The sequence below is a fragment of the Streptomyces sp. NPDC052301 genome (genome assembly GCF_044593395.1).
Lineage (GTDB): Bacteria > Actinomycetota > Actinomycetes > Streptomycetales > Streptomycetaceae > Streptomyces.
Genome location: NZ_JBIUBE010000001.1, coordinates 182,758 through 203,369, shown reverse-complemented (window position 1 = coordinate 203,369; position 20,612 = coordinate 182,758). Strand labels below are relative to the sequence as shown.

At 71.8% G+C, this 20,612-nt stretch carries 21 protein-coding genes and 2 pseudogenes; 11 read left to right on the top strand and 12 right to left on the bottom strand.

Annotated elements, in window-relative coordinates:
* Positions 1–40: 40 nt before the first annotated feature.
* The 3 genes from ACIHEJ_RS00970 to ACIHEJ_RS00960 are packed head-to-tail and all read right to left on the bottom strand — an operon-like array spanning position 41 to position 4,874.
* A complete protein-coding gene (locus ACIHEJ_RS00970) occupies positions 41–1,483 on the bottom strand; it encodes an MFS transporter (protein WP_400131103.1) in 1,443 nt (480 codons plus the stop codon).
* 8 nt (positions 1,484–1,491) lie between these two features.
* The gene (locus ACIHEJ_RS00965; RefSeq protein WP_400131102.1) at positions 1,492–3,504 is read right to left on the bottom strand and encodes a PEP/pyruvate-binding domain-containing protein; all 2,013 of its coding nucleotides are present in this window, start codon (positions 3,502–3,504) and stop codon (positions 1,492–1,494) included.
* Positions 3,501–4,874 (bottom strand): acetyl-CoA carboxylase biotin carboxylase subunit family protein, encoded by a 1,374-nt coding sequence (locus ACIHEJ_RS00960; RefSeq protein WP_400131101.1) that lies wholly within the window; start codon positions 4,872–4,874, stop codon positions 3,501–3,503. The genes ACIHEJ_RS00965 and ACIHEJ_RS00960 overlap by 4 nt, the downstream gene beginning before the upstream one ends.
* A gap of 357 nt (positions 4,875–5,231) precedes the next feature.
* On the opposite strand from ACIHEJ_RS00960, the gene ACIHEJ_RS00955 reads away from it, so the two are divergent.
* On the top strand, positions 5,232–6,518 hold the full coding sequence (locus tag ACIHEJ_RS00955) for a PAS domain-containing protein (protein ID WP_400131100.1): 1,287 nt from the start codon (positions 5,232–5,234) through the stop codon (positions 6,516–6,518).
* 198 nt (positions 6,519–6,716) lie between these two features.
* Positions 6,717–7,478 (top strand): hypothetical protein, encoded by a 762-nt coding sequence (locus tag ACIHEJ_RS00950; RefSeq protein ID WP_400131098.1) that lies wholly within the window; start codon positions 6,717–6,719, stop codon positions 7,476–7,478.
* A gap of 223 nt (positions 7,479–7,701) precedes the next feature.
* On the opposite strand, the gene ACIHEJ_RS00945 is transcribed toward ACIHEJ_RS00950, so the two are convergent.
* From ACIHEJ_RS00945 to ACIHEJ_RS00930, 4 genes are all read right to left on the bottom strand, one after another.
* The gene (locus ACIHEJ_RS00945) at positions 7,702–8,067 is read right to left on the bottom strand and encodes a nitrile hydratase accessory protein (RefSeq protein ID WP_400131096.1); all 366 of its coding nucleotides are present in this window, start codon (positions 8,065–8,067) and stop codon (positions 7,702–7,704) included.
* A complete protein-coding gene (gene nthA / locus ACIHEJ_RS00940; RefSeq protein WP_400131094.1) occupies positions 8,064–8,663 on the bottom strand; it encodes a nitrile hydratase subunit alpha in 600 nt (199 codons plus the stop codon). Before nthA ends, ACIHEJ_RS00945 begins: the two co-directional genes overlap by 4 nt.
* Positions 8,660–9,331: a nitrile hydratase subunit beta gene (gene nthB / locus ACIHEJ_RS00935; protein WP_400131092.1), complete on the bottom strand. Its 672-nt coding sequence runs from the start codon at positions 9,329–9,331 to the stop codon at positions 8,660–8,662. Before nthB ends, nthA begins: the two co-directional genes overlap by 4 nt.
* A gap of 187 nt (positions 9,332–9,518) precedes the next feature.
* A complete protein-coding gene (locus tag ACIHEJ_RS00930; protein ID WP_400131090.1) occupies positions 9,519–9,656 on the bottom strand; it encodes a hypothetical protein in 138 nt (45 codons plus the stop codon).
* A 238-nt stretch (positions 9,657–9,894) separates the two neighbouring features.
* On the opposite strand from ACIHEJ_RS00930, the gene ACIHEJ_RS00925 reads away from it, so the two are divergent.
* The 3 genes and pseudogenes from ACIHEJ_RS00925 to ACIHEJ_RS00915 all read left to right on the top strand — a co-directional run.
* On the top strand, positions 9,895–10,419 hold the full coding sequence (locus ACIHEJ_RS00925; RefSeq protein WP_400131088.1) for a peptidylprolyl isomerase: 525 nt from the start codon (positions 9,895–9,897) through the stop codon (positions 10,417–10,419).
* A 456-nt stretch (positions 10,420–10,875) separates the two neighbouring features.
* Positions 10,876–11,853: a magnesium transporter CorA family protein gene (locus ACIHEJ_RS00920; RefSeq protein ID WP_400131086.1), complete on the top strand. Its 978-nt coding sequence runs from the start codon at positions 10,876–10,878 to the stop codon at positions 11,851–11,853.
* A gap of 90 nt (positions 11,854–11,943) precedes the next feature.
* Positions 11,944–12,708, top strand: a pseudogene (locus ACIHEJ_RS00915) (DUF5994 family protein); the annotation flags it as partial.
* Positions 12,709–12,789: 81 nt separating this feature from the next.
* On the opposite strand, the gene ACIHEJ_RS00910 reads toward ACIHEJ_RS00915, so the two are convergent.
* Positions 12,790–13,377, bottom strand: a complete 588-nt coding sequence (locus ACIHEJ_RS00910) for a DUF5994 family protein (protein WP_400131084.1) — start codon at positions 13,375–13,377, stop codon at positions 12,790–12,792.
* Positions 13,378–13,977: 600 nt separating this feature from the next.
* Here ACIHEJ_RS00910 and ACIHEJ_RS00905 point away from each other — a divergent pair.
* The 4 genes from ACIHEJ_RS00905 (at position 13,978) to ACIHEJ_RS00890 (ending at position 16,798) form a co-directional block, all read left to right on the top strand.
* Positions 13,978–14,274 carry a hypothetical protein gene (locus tag ACIHEJ_RS00905; RefSeq protein ID WP_400131082.1) on the top strand — a complete coding sequence of 99 codons (297 nt, stop codon included), beginning with the start codon at positions 13,978–13,980 and terminating at the stop codon, positions 14,272–14,274.
* Positions 14,275–14,444: 170 nt separating this feature from the next.
* On the top strand, positions 14,445–14,921 hold the full coding sequence (locus ACIHEJ_RS00900; RefSeq protein ID WP_400131081.1) for a DUF5994 family protein: 477 nt from the start codon (positions 14,445–14,447) through the stop codon (positions 14,919–14,921).
* A gap of 354 nt (positions 14,922–15,275) precedes the next feature.
* On the top strand, positions 15,276–15,596 hold the full coding sequence (locus tag ACIHEJ_RS00895; RefSeq protein ID WP_400131080.1) for a hypothetical protein: 321 nt from the start codon (positions 15,276–15,278) through the stop codon (positions 15,594–15,596).
* 221 nt (positions 15,597–15,817) lie between these two features.
* Positions 15,818–16,798, top strand: a complete 981-nt coding sequence (locus tag ACIHEJ_RS00890) for a slipin family protein (protein ID WP_400131078.1) — start codon at positions 15,818–15,820, stop codon at positions 16,796–16,798.
* A 75-nt stretch (positions 16,799–16,873) separates the two neighbouring features.
* On the opposite strand, the gene ACIHEJ_RS00885 is transcribed toward ACIHEJ_RS00890, so the two are convergent.
* Positions 16,874–17,284, bottom strand: a complete 411-nt coding sequence (locus tag ACIHEJ_RS00885) for a cation transporting ATPase C-terminal domain-containing protein (RefSeq protein WP_400131076.1) — start codon at positions 17,282–17,284, stop codon at positions 16,874–16,876.
* An 85-nt stretch (positions 17,285–17,369) separates the two neighbouring features.
* On the bottom strand, positions 17,370–18,335 hold the full coding sequence (locus ACIHEJ_RS00880; protein ID WP_400131074.1) for a pirin family protein: 966 nt from the start codon (positions 18,333–18,335) through the stop codon (positions 17,370–17,372).
* A 352-nt stretch (positions 18,336–18,687) separates the two neighbouring features.
* On the opposite strand from ACIHEJ_RS00880, the gene ACIHEJ_RS00875 reads away from it, so the two are divergent.
* Both ACIHEJ_RS00875 and ACIHEJ_RS00870 read left to right on the top strand, forming a co-directional pair.
* A complete protein-coding gene (locus tag ACIHEJ_RS00875; protein ID WP_400131072.1) occupies positions 18,688–19,053 on the top strand; it encodes a carboxypeptidase-like regulatory domain-containing protein in 366 nt (121 codons plus the stop codon).
* Positions 19,002–19,151: pseudogene (locus ACIHEJ_RS00870) on the top strand (carboxypeptidase-like regulatory domain-containing protein); the annotation flags it as partial. The gene ACIHEJ_RS00875 and the pseudogene ACIHEJ_RS00870, both read left to right, overlap by 52 nt.
* A 138-nt stretch (positions 19,152–19,289) precedes the next feature.
* Here the strand turns inward: ACIHEJ_RS00870 and ACIHEJ_RS00865 are convergent.
* Both ACIHEJ_RS00865 and ACIHEJ_RS00860 read right to left on the bottom strand, forming a co-directional pair.
* Positions 19,290–19,643, bottom strand: a complete 354-nt coding sequence (locus ACIHEJ_RS00865; protein WP_400131070.1) for a hypothetical protein — start codon at positions 19,641–19,643, stop codon at positions 19,290–19,292.
* Positions 19,640–20,323 carry an RNA polymerase sigma factor gene (locus ACIHEJ_RS00860; protein WP_400131068.1) on the bottom strand — a complete coding sequence of 228 codons (684 nt, stop codon included), beginning with the start codon at positions 20,321–20,323 and terminating at the stop codon, positions 19,640–19,642. The genes ACIHEJ_RS00865 and ACIHEJ_RS00860 overlap by 4 nt, the downstream gene beginning before the upstream one ends.
* Between the last annotated feature and the right edge of the window lie 289 nt (positions 20,324–20,612).

The window sequence follows — 20,612 nt, the reverse complement described above, 5'->3', positions numbered from 1 at the left end:
GTTCGCGTGACCCTCGAGGTGACGGTGGATCACCCACCGTTCACGGGTGTGGCGCGACGCCCTCGTCGACCGGCAGGGGCAGGGGTTGCTCTGCCGGCGCCGGCCGCGCCTCGTCCGGTCTCCTGGGTTCTTCCTCGACAGCGCCCGGGGCATCCCGACCGGAGCCGGGGACGGGAGCGCCGGGGACGGGACCGAAGCCCCCCTCGTGAGCGCGCATGCGCGCCTCGCGCCGTCCGCGGCGGCCCGCCGGGTCCAGCCGGTGCAGCGCGAGGTGCAGGACCGGTATCAGCACGCAGGTGACCGCGGCGCTCTGCCACAGCAGCGCGTCGAGGCGGCCGGCCGCCAGGTACGCTCCGGCGGCGACCGCGGCCAGCGCGCACACGCCGCGGTCGACGATGCTCTCCACCGACAGCAGCGTGGCCCGCGGCGCGTCCGCCGGGACGGCGTCGTTGACGAGCTTGCGCTGCAGGGGATAGACGAACCCGGTGATCGCGGCGAACGCGCACAGCAGCGCCACCACGAGCCAGGGGCCGCCCAGGACGGTGCCCGCGAGTGCCGTGGCGAGCGCCACGCTCAGCAGGGACACCCACAGGGTCGGCGACATCCGGCGGCTCAGCCATTGGGGACGGGCCGACGCCACCGCTTCGGCCACTGTCATGGCCGCGAGCACACTGCCATGCGTGCTCTCCCCGATGCCGTGTTCCAGGAGGACCGGCTGGAAGAGGTTGACCTGACAGATGCGCGACAGCGTGAACACCGCCACGCCCTGCAGCATGAGCAGCGGCAGCCACGGGGACGCGCGCAGGGCACGCAGCGCCGCACCGGTGTCCCGCAGGAGGGTTCCGCCGCGCCGCCCGGAGGCGCCCGGCCGGGTGCCCCTGCCGCGCGGCGCGAGGTGCGGCAGCGCGAACGCACAGCCCAGGGACCCGGCCGCGCTTGCCGCACTGAGCACGTACGGCGTTTGCGCAGCCAGCCCCATCAGCGGGCCGACGAGCGGCCAGCAGACGACCTTGGCGGCCAGGCCGAGGGACCGAGCGGTGCCCTCGGCCCTCAGGTAGTGGGCATCGGCCCCCTCGGCGCGCAGACCGTCGTAGAGGTAGGCGCTCGCCGCGCCCGACGTGAGTGAGCGTCCGGCCGCGATGGCGAGGAAGTGCACGAGGAAGCCGGTGTACGACGGGGCCAGCACCGGCGTCATGTTCGCCGCTGTCATGACGACCGCGCCCGCGCGCAGGCAGTTGAGGGCGCCGATGCGGTCGGCGACGACACCCGTCGGTATCTCGAACAGACAGAACGCGGTGTAGTAGATGCTCTGGATGCCGAAGATCTGGCTGTCGGACAGACCGGCGTCGCGCTGGTAGGCGTAGAAGACCGGCATCCACCACAGCAGGTTGAACAGCAGCTGGAACCCGTTGTTGAGACGGATGATGCGCCGGGCGACCGGGGAGGAGACCGGCTGCGCACGACGGTGCCACAGGGCGGGCATACGGCGGCTCACCGGGCGTAGGGGCGGATCTGGACCAGGCGGAACGCCCCTTGGTCCGTCATCAGCCACTCGATGTCCAGCGCGTCGTCGGCGTCGTCCTCGCTGAAGTGGGACTGCAACAGGCGTCCGGTGAAGGCGAGCCGGGCGAGGGCCGAGCGCGTCTTCGCCGGGAGGTCCTGGCCCGCGGAGCCGATGTCCACCGTACGTCCGCCGCCCTCGACGGTGTTGTACAGGTACTGCTGCGGCAGGACGGTGCCGTCCACCACCCGCTCCGGCGAACCGGGCGTGCAATTGAGGTACACGTTGCGGAAGTCCGACCGGCGGGTCGGGTTGCACGTCACGAGCACACCGCCGAGGTGAGCGGGCGCGTACTCCTGGACGATCACCCCCATGTAGGTGTCGTCCAGGCAGATGCCGGCCTGGTGCCGCAGACGCACGCTGCGCGGCGACAGCAGTGACGCCCACACCTGCCGCACGGCGTCCATGAGCTGTTCGGTGCCTCGCACGGTGGTCACCGAGTCGTAGATCCCCGCCGCGGAGAAGCCGGGCAGGTCCTCGGCGTTGGAGGAGGAGCGCACCACCATGCGGCGGCCGTCGGCCAGCAGCTCCGGCACCGCGCTCGTGATCGCCCGGGTCACCTCGTTCGGCATCGTCGTGCCGCGCACGAGGTGCTGGAGGGTCAGGCACAGCGGGTCCACGACGTCGAACGCCTCGAGCTCCAGGGCCATCTTCAGCTTGCCGATGCCCTGTTGGAGCGCGGGGGAGGAGATCAGGAACAGGTGGTGGAGATGGAACGGCAGCGCCACGCCCTCGGGAGCGCGGACGGTCTCGGCCACGTACTCGGCCGCGGCGGCGCGCAGTCGCTCCGGCGCGGCTCCCTCCTCTCCGAGGCGGGCGCCGAGGTGGCCGAGGAGATGGGGGCGCGGCGGGCGCGGGCGCGCGTAGAACACCGTCAGGTCGGCGGTGCGGCTGTCCAGGACGTGGTGCAGTTCCCCGAGGTTGGCCGCCTTGGTGCCGTAGTTGTCGCTGTCGGTGCGCCGCAGCCGGTCGAGGGGCAGGACCGGGGCCTGCTGCAGCAGCGGTGTCCTGATGCGGATGCGCTGCTGGTGCCAGGCGGGCCTCTTCAGGGCCGGTGGGCCCGGCAGCGGCTCCAGCGTGACGGAGTCCTCGCGGACCCGGTAGCGCACCCAGGCTCCGTCCAGGCCGTCGCGCCGTACGAGGGCGTCGAGGTCGCGGACGATCGCGTTCGGGATGCCCCACCCCGAGGCCAGCACGTTGGTGTGCGAAAGCGGAGTGGTGGGGGCGGTGTTGACGAAGCCGGCGACCCTGGGGACGTCGTCGGGCAGGCGCGGCATCGCGACGATGTCCGACCAGCCCAGATCCGCGGCGGCCGCCTCGTACTCCGTCATGGTGCGGAAGTGGCGCAGCCGGCCCTCGGCCTCTCCGGGGTTGAGGCAGGTGCGGGTCCGGTCGCCGAACAGCTCGTGGCTCAGGATGCGCGGTACGTCAGCCTCGCCGACCGAGGCCAGTTCGTGCTCCTGGCCGTGGTTGGCGGGCTTGAGCAGCAGTGGCAGACGTCCGTCCACGCGCCCGCGCACATAGAGGTAGAACTCCTGCAGCAGGGAGCCCTGCATGGTGTCCGCCTCGGTGGTCTCCAGCACCAGGAAGGGACGCTCGGTGCCGTCCTGGTCCTCTTCGGTGTGGAGGGACAGCACCCCGAGGAGGAAGCGGCGTTCGGGGTCCATGTACACGGACGCGTTGAACGCGTCCAGGTCCGCGTCGAGTTCCTCGAGGGTCATGCCGAGGACGCGGGTGGCGATGTAGTCGACGTGGAAGGGGTGCACCCGCGTGTCGAGCAGGTGCCAGGTGCTGTTCGCGCGGTCCACCACGATCTTCAGGTACGGGTGTCCGGCAAGCACTCCGGACAGCGTCAGGAACAGGGGCAGCGACAGGTTGGCGCCGACGACGGTGCGGTCGTCGGCGGCCCCGGGCACGCCGGCCTCGTCCAGGGCGAGGGTCATGCCTGCACCCCCTCGGTGACGTTCGTGGGCAGGATGTGCGGCAGGGCGTCCACCAGCGCGGTGAAGTCGCGGATGACGGTCTGCGGCCGGTCGGCGGACAGCAGGCACAGCCCGGCCATGGTGTTGGCGCCCGCGGCCGGATCGTAGACCGGCACGGGTGTGCCGTCCGGCAGTGAGCTCTCGCGGACGACGGACAGCGTGCTGCCCGCGGCGACCGGAGCGGAGCGGATCACCGACGTGGAGTCCCACAGGTGCCGGCGCGGCCACGGGGCGCCCGCGCCGTCCACGGCGAGGACGACGAGGGAACCGGCCGCGCCGTCGGCGTCCGCGGGCGTGAGCGCCCGTGACGGCCAGGAGACCGGTCGGCCCAGTAGCTGGTCGGTGAACATCGCGACCAGGTCGAGCCCGAAGACCTGCTCGATCTGGGGCACCGTCATCGCCCCGCCGAACCGCGCCGCAGTCTCGATCACCCACATGCGGCCGTGCGCTCCGAGCTTGATCTCCGTGTGAGTGCCGCAGTTCTCCAGTCCGAGCGCCTCCACGGCCCGCCGGGCCAGCTCCACGATCCGGGTCTGGGCCCCCGTACCGACCGCGGCCGGGGTGATGCCGGCTCGTTCGGTGAACGGCGCCACCGTCGGCATGCGGCCACTGAGACAGACCGGCCGGAAGACACCGTCCGCGACCACGCCCTCGACGCTGACGTAGTCACCCCAGCCGGCTCCGTCGAACCACTCCTCGGCACAGCCGGTGACGATCTCCTCGACGATGAAGTCCTCACCGGCGCCGCCGACATGGAGCTCCGCGTAGCCGAGCCGCGCCGACTCGGTCATCACCGCGTGCGACCGTTCCCAGGCGTCAGGCACGTCCGCGGGTCCCTCGATGATCTGGTGAGCGGTCGAGCCGGCGCTCCAGGCGGCCTTCAGCAGCAGCGGACCGGACAACTCCGCTGCTGCCGACCGCAGTTGCGGTGCCGTCGCGACGGCACGGAAGCGAGGCTGGGGTATGCCCTGGCGTTCCCACGCCGCACGCATCAGTCGCTTGTCGCGGGCGAGGGCCGCGGCCGGCCCCGCGCCCCGCAGTCCGAGCAGCCGGGAGGCCTCGGCGACCGCGACCACCGCGTACTCCGAGAAGGTGATGACGGCGTCCGCGCCGACCTCGCGGGCACGCGACGCGATGAGTTCGACCAGGTCGTGTCCCTCCGTGTCCCCCTGTGCGACGACCGAGGCGCACAGCCCCGCCGCGTCCGCCGCCATGTCGACGGGCAGGTCGCTGAGTGCCAGCAGGTGCACAGCTGACCTCGCGGCCACCCGAGGCAGCGCGTACCCCACCGGGGGACCGCCCTTGGCATGCACGTACAGCACCTTCGTCACGAAATCCCATCTCCTTCGTCCTTCGACTGCTTCCTGGCGCGGTGGCTCGCACGGCGCGCGGAGCGGTGGCGTGGGGGAGCACCGGCCAGTCGTCCGCCGCTACGTGGTCCCGCTTCAAGCGAAGCAGCCCGGTTGCCCGATTCCGGGAGTGCGAAGCGTCCACCTCTCAGGCAAATGCCTGACTGCCGCCGGAGGTTGGCGTCATGTGAAGGTCCGGTGATGCGTTGGTGCCCGGTCCGGGCACGCCTGCACGGCACCCGGGCGGCTTCCGGACCGTCCGGCATGCCGCACGCGCCCACGGGACACGCATGAAGTGTTACTCAAGGTAATTCCGTGGAAAGTCGAAGGAGTCGAGTCGTGGACGAGGCCGATCTCAAGAGGCTGCTCGCGCCCCTCCCGGTGTCGTGGTGGGAAGTCGACGGCGGCTCACAACTGGTCGACAGCGGAGGCGGCGCCTTCGCCGACGAGCGCACCGCGCGTCGCTTCCTGCAGGCCCTGGGCGCCGATCGCCGCGGTCCGGCGCAATTACCCGGCGACGGCCCCTACCAGGCGCGCTTCGAGGGCCGCACGTTCTGCGTCAACTGGCCGGCCCGTGGCGACGGCGCGCCCTGCGGCCGCAGCGGAGGGGTCGCGGTCGAGGTGGGCGGCCCGGTGGCCGGGGCGGGGCCGTACGCCTCCTTCGCCGACCTGAGTCCGGCCGCGGTGTTCGTCCGCGACGCCGACGGCCGCTATGTCTGGGCGAACCACGCCTACGCGCATCTGTACGGCACCACGCGCGACACCTTGATCGGCCGGCACCTCGCCGAGGTCGACGGGCCCGAGGACGCGGCGCGGTTCCTCGCCCTCGACGAGGAGGTCCTCACCCGCGGGCACTCCGTGCGCCACACGCTCAGCTACCGGCGGTCGGACGGTTCTCGCGGGCACGCGGCCGGTTACCGCTTCCCCGTCCGCTGGGGCACCCTGCGCTGCGTGGCGGGCATCTACGTCGACGTCACCGACCACACGCGTGCGCTGGACCAGCGGCGTCGCGCCGAGGCGGACCTGCGCGCGCTGCGGGACCACAGCGGCCTGGCCTGCCTGCGCCTGTCCGCGGACGGAGTGGTCAGGGACGCGGGCACCGCCGCTGCCGAGCTGCTGCACGTCCGCCTGGGCGACCTGGTCGGATCGCCTGCCGACACCTTGCTGGCCCGGACACCCGAACGGACGGCGCTGCACCGCATCTGGGACGACCTCATCGCCGGCCGGCGCAGAACCGCGCACACCAGTGCCGTGCTCGTCGACGGCGACCGCCGACGCCGAGCCTGGATCCATTTGAGCGCCGTGCACCACACCGAGGAACGCCTGCCCGGTGTCTGGGTCATCATCACGCGGCTCGGCCTGAGCCATGAGGCGCACCCACCGCTGACGGCCGCCCAGGTGCGGATACTCGCCCTGCTGGCCGCCGGGCACAGCAATGCGGACATCGCCGGGACGCTGCACCTCTCGCGGCAGACCCTCGACTACCACCTGAGCCGACTGCGGTGCCTCCTCGGAGTCGCGACCCGCCCGGCGCTGGTCGCCCGTGCGTACGTGCTCGGCATCCTCTCCCCGCACTGCTGGCCGCCCCGCTCCACCACGGCAGCACATCCGCTCAGCCCGGCCTGACCGGAACGCCGAGGCGCGAGGCCGGGACTCTCCTCGTCCGCCCCAGGGGAGAGGGGCCCCGGCTGGGATTTCGCCAACTGGTGGTGTAGATAGGTCAGTTGTTGCGTCTCTTCGATCGCGACCGGCGGTGATCGCGGTGACTTCGGTCGCCGTTCCCGCGATCGCCGACCCCCCTCATGCACAGCGAAAGGCACATGTATGGCGAACAACCGCAGGATGCGCTACGGCGGACGGATGCTGGTGCTCTCGGCGGCTGCCCTCGGCATGGCCGCGGCGACAGCCGTTCCGGCCTCGGCCGACGACCGGCCCACCCGGGCGCAGCTCATGGCCGACTGCGACTCGGGTGAAGGGAAGTGCACGTTCGACGCACCGCAGTTGGGCCAGGCGTATCTCGGAGGCTTCCACCGGGTCTCCGACTCCCTGTACAACTGCAGCACCTCGCCTGCCACCCAGTCGATGACCTGGTCCGACACGGTCGGTTCCACGGACTCGGCGGGCGTGTCCGTGACCGCAGGCGGCAAGATAGCGGGAATCATCGACCTCAGCGTGACGGCGACCTACAGCCACACCTGGTCGAGCACGCACTCGGAGAGCAGCTCCGTCAACATGACGGTGAAACCCGGTGAAGTCGGCTGGATCTCCCGTGCGCAGGTGATGCAGACCGTCACCGGTACATGGCAGACCCATTACGAGGACCGGAAGTGGGGTCACTACTTCTGGTTCGTGCCCGACGTCGTCACCGGGCCCGCGCCGAACGGGACGGACGGCCGGAGCAACGCGGTGGTCGTCAAGTCCAGGAAGATGACCGCCGAGGAGAAGCGGTCCTGCTCCAGCCGCTCCGGTGAGGCCAAGACGTTCGTCGCCCGAGGCGGATCCAGCGGCCGTGCGCCTGGCTGCCCCGCGGTCCGTACATCCGCGGGGCAGCCGGGGACGGCTCGGCAGGGCGGTCAGCAGCAGTAGGAGCGGCCCCTGAGGTCTTCGGCTGCCGACGCCGTGCAGGTGCTCCCTCCCCACGCGGGGCTCGTCGGCGCACCCTGCCGCCGGCGGAGGGTGCCGTGGCCGCGGGTGGTCCTCCGCCGAGGCCGACGAGGCCGGTGTGCAGGTCCACCTCGCCGCTGACGGCCACCGCAGGCCCCCGCAACCTGATCCGGTCCCCGTGCGATCCGGCCCCGGCGCCGCCGTGTCAGTACCGGTGGTGGAGGTGGTCGTCCTGGTCGCGATGGTCGTGACCTTCGGGGCGTTGCGCCAGGGCGTGGGCCCGTGCGGTGACCTCGTCCGTGGACACGGCGCACAGGCCGCCGAGCACGTCCTCCAGGGCGGCCAGCCAGAGCCGGTAGTACGGGTACGGCTCCGCCGGCACGGCCGAGGCTTCCCAGGCGGCGATCCGGGAGACCAGCGCCGACTGGAATTCCGGCCAGGTGAACACGCCGGTCTCGTACAGGGTGACGGCCATGCCGAAGGCACGGCTCTCCCACGGCTCGGCGAACACCAGCTCGCCGTTGGAGCGAGGCGGCGCGGCCGGGCCCTCGACGCCGAGCGGCGCGCTCACGGTGCCGTCACCTTGGCCACCCCGACCATCGCGTCCCTCGTCACCAGGGAGACGAGTTCCTCCTCGGACAGGTGCTCGGTGCCGGCCGGACGCTCGGGCAGGACCAGCCAGCGCACCTCGCTGGTGGAGTCGCGGACGATGATGCGTACGTCGTCGTCGAGTTCGAGCCCCATCTCGGACAGCACCGTGCGCGGTTCCCTCACCACACGTGCACGGTAGGCGGGGTCCTTGTACCAGCTCGGCGGCAGACCGAGCACCGGCCAGGGGTAGCACGAGCACAGCGTGCACACCACCACGTTGTGGGTGGTCGGGGTGTTCTCCACGACGACGATGTGCTCGCCCTGCTGCCCCGAGAAGCCGAGCTCCTTGACGGCGGCGGTGCCGTCCTGGAGCAGGCGACGCCGGTAGCCCGGATCGCTCCACGCCTTGGCGACGACCTTGGCCCCGTTGAGAGGGCCCACGTTGGTCTCGTACCGGGTGATGATCCCGTTCATCACCTTCGGGTCGATCAGGCCCCGCTCGGTGAGCAGCTGCTCGAGCGCCTCGGTGCGCAGCGCCACGGAAGGGGTGTCACCCGGGCCGCCGGTGGTGGTCATGCCGTGGTCTCCAGGTAGCTCTCGTACATCTCCACGGTGAGGGCGAAGGGCTCGGCGTCGGAGCCCCACAGTTCGCGTGAGTCGAACCGCACCGTGTAGACGTGCTGCGGGTTCTCGCCCAGGAAGTGCGCGTTGGTGTCCGGCAGCACATGGGCGGGCTGGACGATGTCGACGACCCCGGTGTGTCCCCGGACGTAGCGCGGCAGCCGGGTGTGTCCGGGCGTCGACGTGCTCTTGGCGCGTACACGCTCGCCCACGTCGAAGGCCGGGGCGGCGTTCACGGAGCGCAGCGACCCCTCGGCGGTGGGTGCGTAGTCGGGTCTGGCGGGCTCGGTGACCGGCGGTTCCGCCACGCGTTCCCCGCGCAGGTTGCGGGCGCGGGCCTCGATCGCGCCGGGCGCCAGCACGGAACGTTCCGTGAGCATCAGCTCACCGGCGTTGAGCCAGCGCCCGAAATAGCCGTCATCCAGGTAGGCGGCCCGGTCCAGGCGCTCCAGCGCATGCCGGAAGGCGTCCGTGTTGATGCCGCCGCAGGCAATGCGGCTGGAGAGAATGGCCAGCGCGAACGCCTTGCCCTGCCAGTCCTCCGCGAAGACCGGCTCGTCGCGTTGCGGTGGGTGCACGGGGCCCCAGCCCGGGGTGCCTCCCATGTCGGCGATACCATCCATGAGGCAACCTCTCATTTATCCGCAAGAGCGGACATAGCTACCTGAATTGTATTGTCCCGATGCGTCCGGCGTCACGGGCACGAGCGGTGACGCGGCACGTGGCCGAGCGAGAGGCCGACCGGGATCGAACGTCAGGGGGACCGCCGTGCCCTCCGGCGAGCGCGTCCGGCGGCGGTCCCGGCCCAGGTCACACCCGGCCCCCGCCGGCCGGCACGAGCGGCACGACGAGCGCTCCGGCGAAGGCGCCGACCTTCGCGATCCCGGCGGAAAGGCCGTGGAAGGTGCTGCGTACCGAGGTCGGGTAGGACTCCGCTCCGAGGAGCACACCTACGAACTACGGCACCTGACCGCAGCGCTCGGCTTCCTGGAAGAGACCCGGCACCGGTTCCCCCGGCAGGACCTCGTCGGCGAACCCCTCCCCGCTCGAAAGCATCGGCATCCTGCTGAACCGAGCCACCCGGAACCAAGCCGCGCTGCGCGATCGCGTCTTCCGCGCGCCGGCGGCGCGGCCGGTTCCCCTGCCGCCCGACCCGCGACGCACCCCCAGCCACGGCACGGTCGGTATGGCTGTCCCGACCAGCCAGGGCCCGCTCCCGCTGCGTCTGGACCGGGCGAAGGCGCCGTGCACGGTCCAGAGCTTCGCGCACCTGGCGCTGCACCGGTTCTACGACCGTACGGTGTGCCATCGGCTGACGGCGTACCCGACGCTGAAGGTCCTGCAGTGCGGCGACCCGACCGGCACCGGCGAGGGTGGGCCGGGGTACGCGTACAAGGACGAGCTGCCGGTGGACCTGCCGCCGGCACCGAGCGATCCGACCGGTGTCCGTCGCCTCTACGGGCGCGGTTTGCTGGCGATGGCCAACGCCGGGCCGAACACGAACGGTTCGCAGTTCTTCGTCGTCTACGGCGACTCCGCGCTGCGACCGAACTACACGGTGTTCGGCACGGTCGGTGCCGCGGGCCTGAAGACGCTCGACAAGATCGCTGCCGGTGGAATCGAGCCAACTGCGCAGGACCCGGCGCCCGTCGACGGCACGCCCGTCCTGCGGACCGAGCTGCTCAGCGTCCGGCCGTCCTGCCGCCCCTGAGGAACTGCGGTGCGGTCACCGTGAGACCGGCTGCGTTCCTGGTCTCCCGGTGATGTGAAGTCGCGCGGGCCAGGGGCGTCACGGTCTGCCTGTCCAGTTCGCCGTGTGCACGGACGATGCGGCATTCCTCGAAGAGTGCGGGCGCTCCACCTTGCGTGGTCAACGGCTCGAGGAGGGATGGGGGGCAAGGCGGGATGGCAGTGCCAGCCGTCGGCGCCCCAGGGCCGGCGAGGCTGACGGGCCGCCTCCGGTCGGGCGGTGTACGCCGGATGCGAGGCGGCAGCCGGGTACCCAGTATTCGGACCGGCACCCGGGTGCTCGTCGGTCAGAGTCTGCGGATGTCGCGGGGCTTGACGTAAGGCCCTTCCCCCGGGGGTGGCCGCTGTCGATGAACCTGCCGCGCTGACAATCGAGGCGAAGCGGCATGATTCGGGTGTAAGACACTAGCCTCGGGTCATGGTGACGCGTACCCGGCTGTATCACGACGGCACTCTCCTCCTGGAGGACTTTCCCGCCAGTGACGTCCCCGCGCATCTCGCCGATCCGGCGTCGGTCCTGTGGCTTGACCTGTACCGGCCCGGAGCCGCCGAGTTCACCATGCTCGGTCAGGAGTTCGACATCCACGAACTTGCTCTGGAGGATGCCGCTCAGCGTGGACAGCGGCCGAAACTCGACCGCTACCGCACCCACGAGTTCCTCAGCGCCTACGCCGTGACCGTCAGCCCGGACGGTGCGGAACTGTCGTACAGCGAGATCGCCGTATTCCTCACCAGCCAGGCCATGATCACCGTCCGCAAGGACGACGGTCTCGACATCGAGGACGTCGTCGCCCGCTGGGACGAGAGCCCGGACCTGGCCGGCCACGGCGTCGGATTCCTGCTGCACGGCCTGCTCGACCATCTCGTGGACGGACACTTCGCCGCGGTCCAGCAACTGGACGACAGCATCGAGGAGCTGGAGGGTCTGCTCTTCGCGGCCGGGCGCCGTGAGATCGAAGCCGTGCAGCGCCGGGTCTTCGCAGTGCGTAAGTCGCTCGTCCAGCTGCGCCGTGTCGTGCTCCCGATGCGTGAGGTGGTCAACACCCTCATGCGCCCCGGCCTGCATGTGATCACTGACCCTCTCGTTCCCTATTACCAGGACGTCTACGACCACGTGCTGCGCGCCACCGAATGGACGGAATCACTGCGGGACCTGGTGGCCTCGGTCATGGAGACGAACCTCTCGGTCCAGGCCAACAGAATGAACCTGATCATGAAGAAGGTGACGAGCTGGGCCGCGATCATCGCCGTCCCCACCGCGATCACCGGGTACTACGGCCAGAACCTCCCCTATCCCGGTTTCGGGCGCGAGTCGGGATTCATCACCTCCGCCGCCGTCATCATGCTCCTGTCCGCACTGCTGTACCTGACGTTCAAGCGCAAGGACTGGCTCTGACCGGCACCGGGCACCGGCGACCAGGTTCCGAAGGCGGGAAACTACCTGGTCATCCCCGGCTTTTCGGGCCGGTGAGCGTGGCCCCACTCCCGTGCCCTCACCCGTGAGCTGCCAACCCTGACGGCCGCATTGGGCGATCTGTGGGGCCGTATAAGCCGTATAACGGGTGTCACCGTGCACCCGGCCCACTGGCCCGTCATCCCGCACTGGGTGTCCGTCGCCGGGCGCACCGTACAAGTGGACTGGTCCACCGAGGAGCAGGATCGGCACAGACTCACTCTCTTCTCCGCTGATGGCCGCCGGGACGTGCTGGTGATTCCGCCGGAAACGGGTGCGGATGCCGCCGCGCAGCTGATGGCCGGCGACGGCATCGATGTCCCGGCGTGGGAGGAAGCAGCAGCAGGGATCGCTGCCCGAAGCAGGGAAGAAGCGTGGGAGACCGACGGCGGAGCAGGGCTGCCCCGGCCCATCGGCGCGACAGGGCCTTCGCCCGCTGGCGGCGGGGGTGAGATCCCATGCTCGTCATCGCCGTGGCCGTACTGCTCCTTCTGGTGGCCGTCGGAGTCGTTCTGGTCCACCGGCTCAATGGTCAGCACGACGAACGGATCGCTGCCTTCCACTACAGCGATGTTCTGCCGGGGATCGGGCGTCGGCCCCGGAGGCGCCGTCGGCCGGCGGTGGACGCGAGCGTTCCGGCGCGCCCCACCGCGACGGCGGCCGCGGATGACATCGACTTCGGCCCGACCAGGCAACACGCCCGCGATGATCACGCTGACGCACCAGGGCCTCCACCTCCACCCGCGACAGGCGCATTTCACCGCGCACGAACTCCGTCAGCTGCTGCCCAGCGGGTAGCGCCTACCGCCCCCGTGGCTCTTCCACGGCGTTCACGCGCAGCGGCCCGCGGTCGGGAAGAAAGGCGTTCATGAGGCTGTTTCACATGCCGATGATCAGGCGGCTGACGTCACCGGCCTTTGCCGGTACCGCTGCGGACGTCACGCAGGTACCGCCCTCGTACTCCCAAGTCTCGCCCGGATCGAGTGGCCGGTCGGCCGTGGAGACTGCGTGCCCGGCTCGGTCCGCGGCGATGAGCGCGCTCGCGGTCAGCGGCGGGCCGTCGTAGTCGGATGCGGCCGCCATCAGGCGGGCCGCCGACTGCGCCCCGGTCTCGGGTGGGATGACGAGCAGATCCCAGCGTCCGATGCCGTAGGAGAGCAGCAGCAGCTTGTGCGGGTCGATCTCCGGCGTGAACCAGCCGACCTTCACGACATGGCCGTTGACGGGCACCTTGCGCGGGATGACCGGCCAGTGCTCGGGGTTGACGGCGATACGGGTGATGCGGCCCCACACGGGGTCCAGCACGTCGGTCAGTGCAGGTAGTTCGCGCAGCAGGTCACGCGAGCGCGGCCACCAGGCGCCGTCCAGGAGTCCATGGGAAGGGCCGTCCGTCTTCAGTACGAGGCGGGCGGGAGGGGCTGCGACGGGTGCGGGCCGCGGCAGGGTTGCTTCGAAGGTCGCGGTCATGATGCGGACCCGTCTCCGGGCCGCCCCTGGGGTTACGGCCCGGGTTTCATCTCTCGCCGAGAACGACCCGGCGTGGAAGCCGGTGTGCGAAATGCCCTCGGTGCCTCCACCCTACTCCTTCCGGCACTCGGCTGCGGTGGCCGTCGTACCGGCAGGAGTGGGCCGACAGAACCAGGGGCCGTCGCAGGTGATCAGACCGGTCTCGCTGCACCGGCCGAGCGCGCCAGGGGGCGCCCGCCGATCGCACCCACCCAGGGCGGCCTGACGACTCCGCCGTCCACCTCTGCCGTCTCTGTCGTCGCAGCCGGTCTGTCAGCGGGACTCCCCGGGCTGCCACACGACAGACGGCCAACGGTGTGGCTGGCGTCGGAGTCCCGGTCGTCGTTCTGGGAGCAGTTCATGCCGACCCGTCATCCCGTCATCGGGCGCCGGCCGGGGGCTTCGGCGGTCACCGCACCACTCCGGATGTGCCGGAGCGGCTGTCCCGAGCAGGAGTAGGCTGAAAACGTCGAGGGCACGTCGTACGCCGGTGTTCGGACCGGTCTCGTCCTCGTCGCAAGAGAGATGTGGGCCGCTCAGGTCCGGGCCAGGTTCCGCCCTATGACATCCGAAGCCCCGCACCGCTCATCCCGTCCCGAGGCCGAGCACGCGCCGAGCGGGCAGGGCTGGGTGGAGGTCCGCCTGGTCTCCGCGGACCCCGAAGCAGCCCGACGCGTCGCGGACGCGCTTCGGCTGCTGTTCGCCGGCGATGAACAGCGCAGCTATCCCGGCCCCTCGGGAACCGGGACGCGGCTGCACCTCACACTGGACGCCTGGCGTGCCGCCGGTCCGCTCGGCTCCTGGCTCGACTCCAGCAGACCGCCCGCCGATCGGACCCACCAGGGCGAGACCGCCTGACGGCCCCGCCGCCCACTCGCCACGTCCTCACCAGCCCAAGCCTTATAGCTCCCGTATCCACCGTCCGTGCGACTCGCATCCGCTCTCAGCGATGCCGTTGCGCACCCACGTCGAAGAGGCGCAGCCCAAGACCCCGGCCGCACCGTCGTCACCGAGGTCAAGGACCGCGCATGTCTCTCCATATCCTCCGCTCCCCGTCCGCCGTCCCGCCGGAAGGCGCCCCACCGCCCCCGATCTCCTCGACGTCCGCCGTTCGCCTGCGCCTGGTGTCCCAGCCGGCACAGGGCCACATGGCCCGGCGCATCGACGGCGCATGGTGGCCCCACTCGCCCGATCTGGCGTCCGAACTGCCCAGGCTGCTGGGCGGCCTGCCGCACGCCTGGGGACAGGTCACCAGCGTCCTCGTGGATGACGCCGTATGGTCCCCGTTCCCGGGCCGGCTGCTCGTCGCCAACCAGGTCGTACGCCTGTGCCGGACGACCACCGAGCGCTCCCCGTCCACCGTGTGCCTGCTGGCGCCCGGCCGCGGCCGGTGGGACCTGCTGGTGGTGCCGCCCGCCGCCACGGACGCGGAGGCCGGGCGGCTCATGGAGAGTATGGCCACCGTTGTGAAGGACAGCGTGGGCTTGGGAGCCGCAGTCCGTTGACGGTGCCCGTCGGACCGCCCCGTGCCGGCACTCCGGGTGCGGGCCCGGGGATGTTGTCACCGGACCCGGCTGGGAGGCTCCACTTGCCCGGTCCCGGACCGGCCGCGCTACCCGACGGGGAGCCCGCTCGGACCGTCGACGGAGTACGCTGGTGTTACCGAGGGTATTTCGTGCACCGGCTTCCACGTCGTTGTCACTTTCGGCGATTTGATCACGCCGGGCCGGTTCCGGTCGGCCCGGAGCAGGGTTCGCGTCATGACTGCGACCGTTTCCCCCACGCCGATCCCCGGAAGTACTCCCTGCTCCACGTCATTCCGGATCTCTTGCGCTCCTCCCGGTTCCTCGCCGACGGCCGTGATCGATCCGCTGTCAGGGCTGATCACCGGGGGCCTGACGAACCGCGCGAACCGGCCGGCCGCGCCGGGTGCGGGGCCCTTCGGCGGGCAGGTGCAGCCGACGCCCGTCTCGGCCCTCTGGCTGATGGCTGCCGGCCGAGACTGCCTGCGTACCTCGCACGTGCACCGGCTGATGGTGGACGCGGCGCGCCTGCGCACGGTGTCGGAGACCGACTCGGCCGTTCAGGCGGCCTGGGACTCCGAGGAAGACCACGAAGTCCGCGATCCGGCTGCACGCCCGCAGATCCCGGCCGTTTACGTTCCGCCGACGGCGAGGTGAGGGCCGTGCGCACTCCAGCGGCCACCGGGGCCACAGTCGGCGGAGCCCGGACCGGTGTACCGCAGAGTTCTCCCGGTTGAGCCGGGCCGACACAAGAGCCTCAAAAGCAGCCCGAGACCCCGGCCGCACCGCAGACGACAGGCCGGGGTCCTCCCGCGCCGTGTGTGCTCCCCGGACCGCTCGGGTCCGGGACCGTCACCGACGTAAGGAAAGTGAGAACCATGGGTGTTCTGATCACCGTGCTGGCGGTGTGCGCCGTGGCCGGGCTGGTCCTCCTCGCCCTGAGCGTGCGCAACGTCCAGCAGTACGAGAAGGGCGTGGTGTTCCGTTTCGGGCGGCTGCTGCCGGACATCCGCGGGCCGGGCCTGCGTGTCATCCGGCCGATCGGGGACCGGATGCGGAAGGTGTCCGTCCAGACCGAGGTCCTCGGCATCCCGCCACAGGGGTCCATCACCGCCGACAACGTGACGCTCACCGTCGACGCGGTCGTCTACTTCAAGGTCATCGACCCTGTCAAGGCCCTGGTGAACGTGCGCAACTATCCTGCCGCCGTCTCCCAGATCGCCCAGACATCGCTCCGCTCGGTCATCGGCAGGGCCGACCTGGACACACTGCTCTCCGACCGCGACCACATCAACGCGGAACTCAAGAAGGTGATGGACGCCCCTACCGAGGAGCCCTGGGGGCTGCGCATCGAACGCGTCGAGATCAAGGACATAGCCCTTCCGGAGTCGATGATGCGCTCGATGTCGAAGCAGGCCGAGGCCGAGCGGGAACGCCGCGCGCGGGTCATCGCCGCCGACGGAGAGTTCCAGGCGTCCCAGCGGCTGACCGACGCCGCCGCGACCATGGCCGACACCCCCGGAGCACTCCAACTGCGGCTGCTGCAGACCGTGGTGGACGTCTCCGCCGAGAAGAACAGCACCCTCGTGATGCCGTTCCCCGTGGAGATGCTCCGCTTCTTCGACCACCAGAGCAAGGAAACCGACGGCGAGTCCGCCGGACGGCTCGTGCACCGGACCGCCAGGCGCCCCGCGCTGTCCACCAGCGCCGTGATCCCCGAGCCCGCCACCCCCGCACCGGCCCTCACACCGTCGGTCTCCCTGCCCGGGGAGCGGGCCGGCAGCCGTGCGGAGGTGGCCCGGGAACGGCGGGACAACTGGCCGACGCGCCGGGACGCCGAGGAATCCCTGAGCGGTTGACCGTTCCCGGCCGCCCGGGGTCACGTGATCGTCTCGGTGCGGGGCGGAGCCGCTGCCGGCCCCGGTGACAGCGTGTCACCGGGGTCGCAGCGGTCCGGGGTGGCTGAAGCGGCCGGCACGCCGTTGGATGCGGTGCCGGAGGGTGCGGTGGCGTACCGGTGGAAGTGCGGCCCGTGCGTCGGCTCGGGCGTAGAAGACGTGTTTGGCGCCCTCGATCAGTACCAGGTAGAGCACGACCATCAGAGCCAGGGCGAGGACGAGTCCGAGCGGCAGGGATTGGAAACCGAGTGGTCCCGCGAGCGGGGACATCGGCAGTGCGACACCGACGGTGACGACACCTAGGGCGCTGACCAGCAGGGGGCGGCTGGGCCGGCTGCGGTAGAACGGCACCCGGCGCGTGCGGATGGCGAAGACGACCAGCGCCTGCGTGGCGAGGGACTCCACGAACCAACCGGAGCGGAACAGCTCGGCGCCGTCAGCATTCAAGGGCCCGCGCCACCAGCGATCGTCGTGGGAGGATGGGCGAGGAGACGTCTCGAATGCCCTGGACCGCAATCCGAGTTTTCCCAGTTCAGCGCGCCCTTCCGCGTGGTTTCAGCGGCACCGGCGGCAGTTCGGGTGCTGGCAGCGGAGCTCCGTCGTACCCCTTCACCTCGCCGAATCGGGCACCCTTCATCCAGTCCTCGCGAGCCTGTACGATCTCCTCCTGGGAGCGGGCGACGAAGTTCCACCACATGATGAGCTCTTCCGCGAACGGCTCGCCGCCCAGCAGCATGATCCCGGCGTCCGACTCGGCGCGCAGCGGGAGTTCGGTGCGGCCGCAGCCGAGGTAGAGCATCGAGCCGGGCAGCACGGGTACGCCGTCCACGTGCACCTCGCCGGACATCGCCAGCACGCCGTACTCGAAGTCGGGTTCCAGGGGCAGACGGACGTCGGCGCCCCGGGTGAGGGCGAGGTCCGCGCCGACGATCGGGGTGTACGTCGTGCCGGGGGAGGCGGAGCCGTCGAGGTCACCGAGGATCACCGTGGCGGTCAGGCCGGGCGCGCTGACCGTGGGCAGCTCCGGGTGGTACTCGAACCGCGGGTCGGTGTGGCGGTGTTCGTCGGGCAGGGCGACCCAGAGCTGGGCGCCGTGCAGGAAGCGGGCGTGCGGCCTCGGGCTCTCCTCGGAGTGGCTGATCGCCCGGCCCGAGGTCATCAGGCCCAGCTGCCGCGGCCGGATCGTCTGCAGGCTGCCCGTCGAGTCGCGGTGCAGCACCTCGCCCTCGTGCAGCCAGCTGACCGTCTGCAGACCGATGTGCGGGTGCGGCGGGACCTGCATGCCGGGCTCGTCGGCGATGTCGTCCGGGCCGTAGTGGTCCACGAAGGCCCAGGCGCCGATCATGCGGCGGCCGAGGTTCGGCAGCAGCCGGCGCACCTGCGTGGACTCGCCCAATCGCACCTGACGAGGGCTCAGCAGTTCGCGGACGGGTTCGGCGACGACGAAGCCGCGGCCGCCGCAGACACTGGGCACGGGTGCCCGGTCGAGGTTGCTCATGCGCCCAACCTAGCGGTGCGCACACCGGATCGGTGGGCGGGGGAACCCGGATTCTCCGCGACGGCCGCGCAGCCGAAGGTCCCGGCCGGCGCGGCGATACCGGAGGCGGAGACGACCCGGTGGTGGTCGGGGCCGCCACGGCCCCGGCCGGGGGAGTCCGGGTCGGCGGGCATGTCCGCGGTTCCGGCGGCACCGGTGTCGGGCGGGCCGTGGTGACCCGCATCTTGCTCGGGGGCCGGCGGCTGGGCCGGACGGTCGCGGGGGAGGACGGCCTGCTACGCCGTCCGGGTGCCGGGGGAGGGGACGTACGTCCTCGTCGCCCGCCGACGGCCACCGCCCGCCGACGGCCACCGTGCTCGTCGGCCCGCACCCGGTCTCTGACGACCTGCTGCTCGGCGGCACCAGCGGCCTGGCCGGCGTGGTGCGGAGCGCGGACGGCGGGGCTCCGGTCCCCGGAGCCGTGGTGATCGTCACCGGTGTGCGCGGGGAGGTGCCGGCGACGGTACGCACCGACGGACTCGGTGCCTTCCGCCTCACCGGGCTCGTGCCGGGCACCGCCACCCTCGCCGCGGGCGCGCCCCGGTACCGGCCGCTCGCGCTGCCCGTGGAGATCGACGGCACCGAGGTCACCCCGCGTCGAGGCCGAGCCGAGTCCCGGCGCCCGGGGTGCGCGGCACGGTGCGGGGCGCGGTCGGACCGCTCGGCGACGCCCGGGTGACCCTGGTGGACCACACGGGCGGCGTCGTCGCCACGGCCACCCCCGACGACGACGGCACGTACGCCTTCACCGACGTGGACGGCGGCCCGTACACGGTCATCGCCACCGGCTGTCCGCCCCGGGCCGCCGGGGTGACCGTCTCCGGTGCCGGAGTCGAGGCTCACGTCATCGAACTCGCCCACCACCGGGCGAGGTTCGACTCACCGGGGGGCGAGAACCGGGCCGGTGCCGTGCCCTCACGGCTGCAGCGCGCTCGGGGACGGTTCGGCCGAGGAGGGGGTGACCGCGCTCGGCACCGGGGACGGGGTGCCGGTCGTCGGGCGGGGGGAGCGGGCCGGCTCGGCCGGGTGGGCCGGACCGCCGCGCACCGCGAAGAACACCAGCGCCGCCACGGCGGCCAGGGCCGACACGCCCACCACGACCCGGCGCAGCGCCACCCGCCGGGACCGCACCGCCCCGGCCGGCGGACGCAGGGGCCGCAGCTCGGCCGGGCCGACGGAGTCCGCCCGCGCGGCCAGGGCGGCCCGCAGCCGCTCCTCGACCGCCCCCGGCGCGAGCCCCGCACCGGCCCCGTTTCCGGACTCGTTCATCGCAGCGCCTCCAGACGTCGGCCGAGCGCGTCCAGGGCCCGGCTGGCCGTGGACTTGACGGCCCCCCGGGACAGGCGGAGCGTCGCCGCGATCTCGGCCTCGCTCAGATGCGACCAGTACCGCAGCACCAGCACCTCCCGCTGACGCGGCGTCAGCGTCCGCAGGGCCGCCAGCACTTCACGATGGTCCTCGTGCAGCAGCACGTCCTCCTCCGGGGCGGGCGCGTGCTGCTCGGGTTCGGGGATGTGCGCCCGTACGGTCCTGCGCCGGCGCAGCACCGAGCGGGCCGCGTTGAGGACACTGGTCCTCAGGTACGCCTCCGGGTCGTCCAGTGAGCCGAGCCGGTGCCCGTGCCGGCGGAACAGCGCGGTGAAGGCGTCCTGCACGACGTCCTCGGCGGTGGGCAGATCGTCCACCAGCAGCACCGCGAGGCGCACCAGGGACAGCCGACGGTGATGATACAACTCCTCGATGCCGAGCGGCTGTTCGCTCTCGGTGAGGGGACGCGCGGACGTCGGGGCGCCGGTGGGCGCGGCCCGTCCGGTGCTCGTCCCCGTGCGGACGCGAGCGAGTACACGTGCACGCACTGTGCGGGCGAGTCTCCGCCAGAACGCGGGGCGCGTCCGGCTGCGGGCCCGGTACCGGGGCAGGGCCGCCGTCGGCGGTGTGGCTGTCGTCATGGGTCTCCCGGGGCCGGTGCGGGGAGGGCGCCGCGCGACGCCTTTCCCGCACCGGCCCGCCTAGGTGGTGCTGCCTGCCTCAGTGATGCTGCGCAACCGGCGCCGGGCCGGCGTGGGAGTGGTGCGGTACGTGGCCCGGGTGGGCCGGCACTCCGGCGGGGGCCGGGGCGGCGGACGGTACGGACGGCACCGGGCTCGGGGCGGCATGCCGGGGCGACGACGGTACGGGCTTCGCAGTGGCCGGCACCGGACTCGGGGCCGCCGTACGGGCCGGGGACGGGACGGGGGA

Excerpts from the sequence above, each read along its gene's own strand:
- ACIHEJ_RS00970 (WP_400131103.1), bottom strand. The coding sequence starts at position 1,483 with ATGCCCGCCCTGTGGCACCGTCGTGCGCAGCCGGTCTCCTCCCCGGTC.
- ACIHEJ_RS00965 (WP_400131102.1), bottom strand. The coding sequence starts at position 3,504 with ATGACCCTCGCCCTGGACGAGGCCGGCGTGCCCGGGGCCGCCGACGAC.
- ACIHEJ_RS00950 (WP_400131098.1), top strand. The coding sequence starts at position 6,717 with ATGGCGAACAACCGCAGGATGCGCTACGGCGGACGGATGCTGGTGCTC.
- nthA (WP_400131094.1), bottom strand. The coding sequence starts at position 8,663 with ATGACCACCACCGGCGGCCCGGGTGACACCCCTTCCGTGGCGCTGCGC.
- nthB (WP_400131092.1), bottom strand. The coding sequence starts at position 9,331 with ATGGATGGTATCGCCGACATGGGAGGCACCCCGGGCTGGGGCCCCGTG.
- ACIHEJ_RS00925 (WP_400131088.1), top strand. The coding sequence starts at position 9,895 with ATGGCTGTCCCGACCAGCCAGGGCCCGCTCCCGCTGCGTCTGGACCGG.
- ACIHEJ_RS00920 (WP_400131086.1), top strand. The coding sequence starts at position 10,876 with ATGGTGACGCGTACCCGGCTGTATCACGACGGCACTCTCCTCCTGGAG.
- ACIHEJ_RS00910 (WP_400131084.1), bottom strand. The coding sequence starts at position 13,377 with ATGACCGCGACCTTCGAAGCAACCCTGCCGCGGCCCGCACCCGTCGCA.
- ACIHEJ_RS00905 (WP_400131082.1), top strand. The coding sequence starts at position 13,978 with ATGACATCCGAAGCCCCGCACCGCTCATCCCGTCCCGAGGCCGAGCAC.
- ACIHEJ_RS00900 (WP_400131081.1), top strand. The coding sequence starts at position 14,445 with ATGTCTCTCCATATCCTCCGCTCCCCGTCCGCCGTCCCGCCGGAAGGC.
- ACIHEJ_RS00890 (WP_400131078.1), top strand. The coding sequence starts at position 15,818 with ATGGGTGTTCTGATCACCGTGCTGGCGGTGTGCGCCGTGGCCGGGCTG.
- ACIHEJ_RS00880 (WP_400131074.1), bottom strand. The coding sequence starts at position 18,335 with ATGAGCAACCTCGACCGGGCACCCGTGCCCAGTGTCTGCGGCGGCCGC.
- ACIHEJ_RS00865 (WP_400131070.1), bottom strand. The coding sequence starts at position 19,643 with ATGAACGAGTCCGGAAACGGGGCCGGTGCGGGGCTCGCGCCGGGGGCG.
- ACIHEJ_RS00860 (WP_400131068.1), bottom strand. The coding sequence starts at position 20,323 with ATGACGACAGCCACACCGCCGACGGCGGCCCTGCCCCGGTACCGGGCC.